Source organism: Pseudonocardia pini (assembly GCF_013870575.1).
Taxonomy (GTDB): Bacteria; Actinomycetota; Actinomycetes; order Mycobacteriales; family Pseudonocardiaceae; genus Pseudonocardia; species Pseudonocardia pini.
Map to the genome: position 1 here is coordinate 1 of NZ_JACBXB010000790.1, position 2,549 is coordinate 2,549.

A 2,549-nucleotide genomic window follows, 5' to 3' on the forward strand; every position below is an offset into this window, starting at 1 on the left:
GCTGCTGGCCGCGCACCCGGAGAGGGCGTCGTACGCCAGCTCCGCCGTGCCGACGGACACGACCCGCGCCTTGGGGTCGAGCCCCGTCGCGGGCGCCCCGAGCCGCAGGGTGACACCCAGCTCGTCGCGGAGGTGGTCCTCGGTGCGGAAGGTGACGTCCGCGGGCTCCGCCTCGTCGAGGTAGGCCTTGGACAGCGGGGGGCGGTCGTAGGGCAGGTGCTCCTCGGCGCCGACGAGCGTGATCCGGCCGGTGAAACCGACCCGGCGGGCCGACTCCACGGCCCGGATCCCGGCCAGCGACGCGCCGACGACGGCGAGGTGTTCCACTTCGGACTCCTGTGCAGAGAGGGCCGCCCCGGCCCTCGGGTGCGGGAGGAGGGCCGGGGCGGGGGAACCGCGTGGGGAGCGCGGTCGGTTCGGGAGACGGTCGCGAGGAGGGGTCAGTCCTCGAGGAGGCGCAGGGCCTCGGTCGGGCAGGAGGCGACGGCGGCCTCGCACTCGGCGCGGCGGTCGGTCGACGGGCGCTCGTCGAGCACGGTCAGCGACCCGTCGTCCTGGACCTCGAACAGCTCGGGGGCCTCCGCCTCGCAGAGGCCGAGGCCGCTGCACTTGCCGGGGTCGAGCTCGATCCGCAGGCCCATCTCAGTCCACCTTCTCGGGAGTGAAGCGCAGCGGCATCCGCTTGACGCCGCGCATGAAGTTGGTGCCGAGCAGCTCCGGCTCCCCCGCCTCGAACTCGGGGATGCGGAACAGCAGCTCCTTGAAGATCGCTCGCAGCATCGACTTGGCGAGCTGGTTGCCCAGGCAGAAGTGCACTCCACCGCCGCCGAACCCGACGTGCAGCCGAGCGTTCTCGCGGGAGAGGTCGAACTTCTCGGGGTTCTCGAACACCTCGCCGTCCATGCAGCCGGACGGGTAGAACATCACGACCTTGTCACCGGGGATGATCGGGTGCCCGCCCAGCTCGGTCTCCTTGACCGCGGTGCGGCGGAAGGTCATCACCGGGGACGCGTACCGGATGAACTCCTCGATGGCGTTCCCGATGCGGGCGTCGTAGTCCTCCAGCAGCCACTGCTTCTGCTCGGGGAAGTGGGTGAAGGCGCGCATGGTGAGGCTGGTCGTGTGCTTGGTGGTGTCGGTGCCCGCCACCGCCATGAGCACGAAGAAGGAACCGATCTCGAACTCGTCGAGCTTGCGGCCGTCGACCTCGGCGGCGATCAGGGCCGTCAGCAGGTCGTCGCCGGGCTCCTTGCGCTTGAGCTCGATGAGCTGCTCGGCGATGTCGTGCAGGATCGTCGCCGCCTCGATCTGCACCTCGTCGGCGAGCCGGTCGCCGAGGATCTCCGGGTCCGCCCAGGCCACGATGTCCGCGGCGGACTTCGCCGTCTGCTCGCGGAACTCCTCGGGGATCCCCATGATGTCGGAGAAGATCCGGGTGGGGAGCTTCTCCGAGCACACGCTCACGAACTCGACCTCGCCGGACGGGTCCGAGGCGAACGAGTCCACGATCTCCTTGGCGGCCAGCTTGATCTTGTCGTCGATCAGCTTGATCTGCTTCGGCGTGAACGCGGACGACACGAGCTTGCGGAGCATGTCGTGCTTCGGGTTGTCCATCGCGAGGAAGGACTGGGTGAGCTCGAGGAAGATCGGGGGCAGCAGGTCGAACAGCACGCCCTGGCCGGACACGAAGGTCTCGTTGTCCCGGCTGACCTGCACGATGTCGGCGTGCTTCACCACGGCCCAGTAGCCGGGGTCGTCGGGGTCCGGGGTGACGGCGTCGTCGACCGGGCGCTGCCAGGAGACCGGCTGCTCGGCGCGCAGGACCTTGAAGGTCTCCTCGCGCTCCTCCGAGGTGAGGTTCCAGAAGGCCTTCGTCGAGATGTCGACCGGGTAGTGCGCGGGCTTGCGCTCGGCGGTGGCCGGGAGCATGACGACGCCGTCCTCGTCGTTCTCGAACTCGGTCGCGAAGTCGCTGTCGAACGAGGTGTCGGTACTCACGGGAGCCTCCTGGTCGGGGTGCGTCGCCGGGTTCGGGACGGATTACGCACCGTTGTCACAAGTGTGCGGAAAGCGAGGGGCCTCGACATCCCTCGCGGAGGGCGTCCCGGTCCCCCCATCGGGAGAGAACAGCGTCAGGCGGCGGCGTCGTCGGCCGTCTCGACCGCCGCCTCGGCGGCGGTGAGATCGTCCGGGTCGCCGTCGAGGTCGGGATCGGGGAAGAGCACCTCGGCGCCCAGCGGGCGGAACCCGATGCCGACGACGAGGGCGAGTGCGGCGGCGGAGCAGACCGGCACCGAGGTGAAGACGGGGGACCGCGGTGGGACCAGCACCTTCACCGCGTCGAGCAGCTCGGAGACCCCACCCCGCCGGGCGGGCGGCAGCCCGGCGGGGTCGATCCACACGTCCCACCGGCCTGCGGGCCCCCGCCCCACGGAGAGGGTCGCGCTGTCCTCCGTGCCGAGGTACCGGTAGGTGCGGACGTCCGTGCGGTGGTCCGACCAGGCGAGCGGGTGCTCGCCGATCTCGACGAACCGGCCCGCCGTCCCGGC

At 70.6% G+C, this 2,549-nt stretch carries 3 protein-coding genes and 1 pseudogene; all 4 read right to left on the reverse strand.

All coding sequences use genetic code 11. The features are described from left to right. The coding region (locus tag H5J29_RS28965) for an FAD-dependent oxidoreductase (protein WP_181784154.1) at positions 1-327 on the reverse strand (327 nt) is incomplete at its 3' end. Between the two features lie 113 nt (positions 328-440). After that, positions 441-641: a ferredoxin gene (locus H5J29_RS28970; RefSeq protein ID WP_181784155.1), complete on the reverse strand. Its 201-nt coding sequence runs from the start codon at positions 639-641 to the stop codon at positions 441-443. Position 642: 1 nt separating this feature from the next. Beyond that, positions 643-1,998, reverse strand: coding sequence for a cytochrome P450 (locus H5J29_RS28975; RefSeq protein ID WP_312858464.1), 1,356 nt, complete (start codon positions 1,996-1,998; stop codon positions 643-645). A gap of 134 nt (positions 1,999-2,132) precedes the next feature. After that, a pseudogene (locus tag H5J29_RS28980) lies at positions 2,133-2,549 on the reverse strand (hypothetical protein); the annotation flags it as partial.

Excerpts from the sequence above, each read along its gene's own strand:
- H5J29_RS28970 (WP_181784155.1), bottom strand. The coding sequence starts at position 641 with ATGGGCCTGCGGATCGAGCTCGACCCCGGCAAGTGCAGCGGCCTCGGC.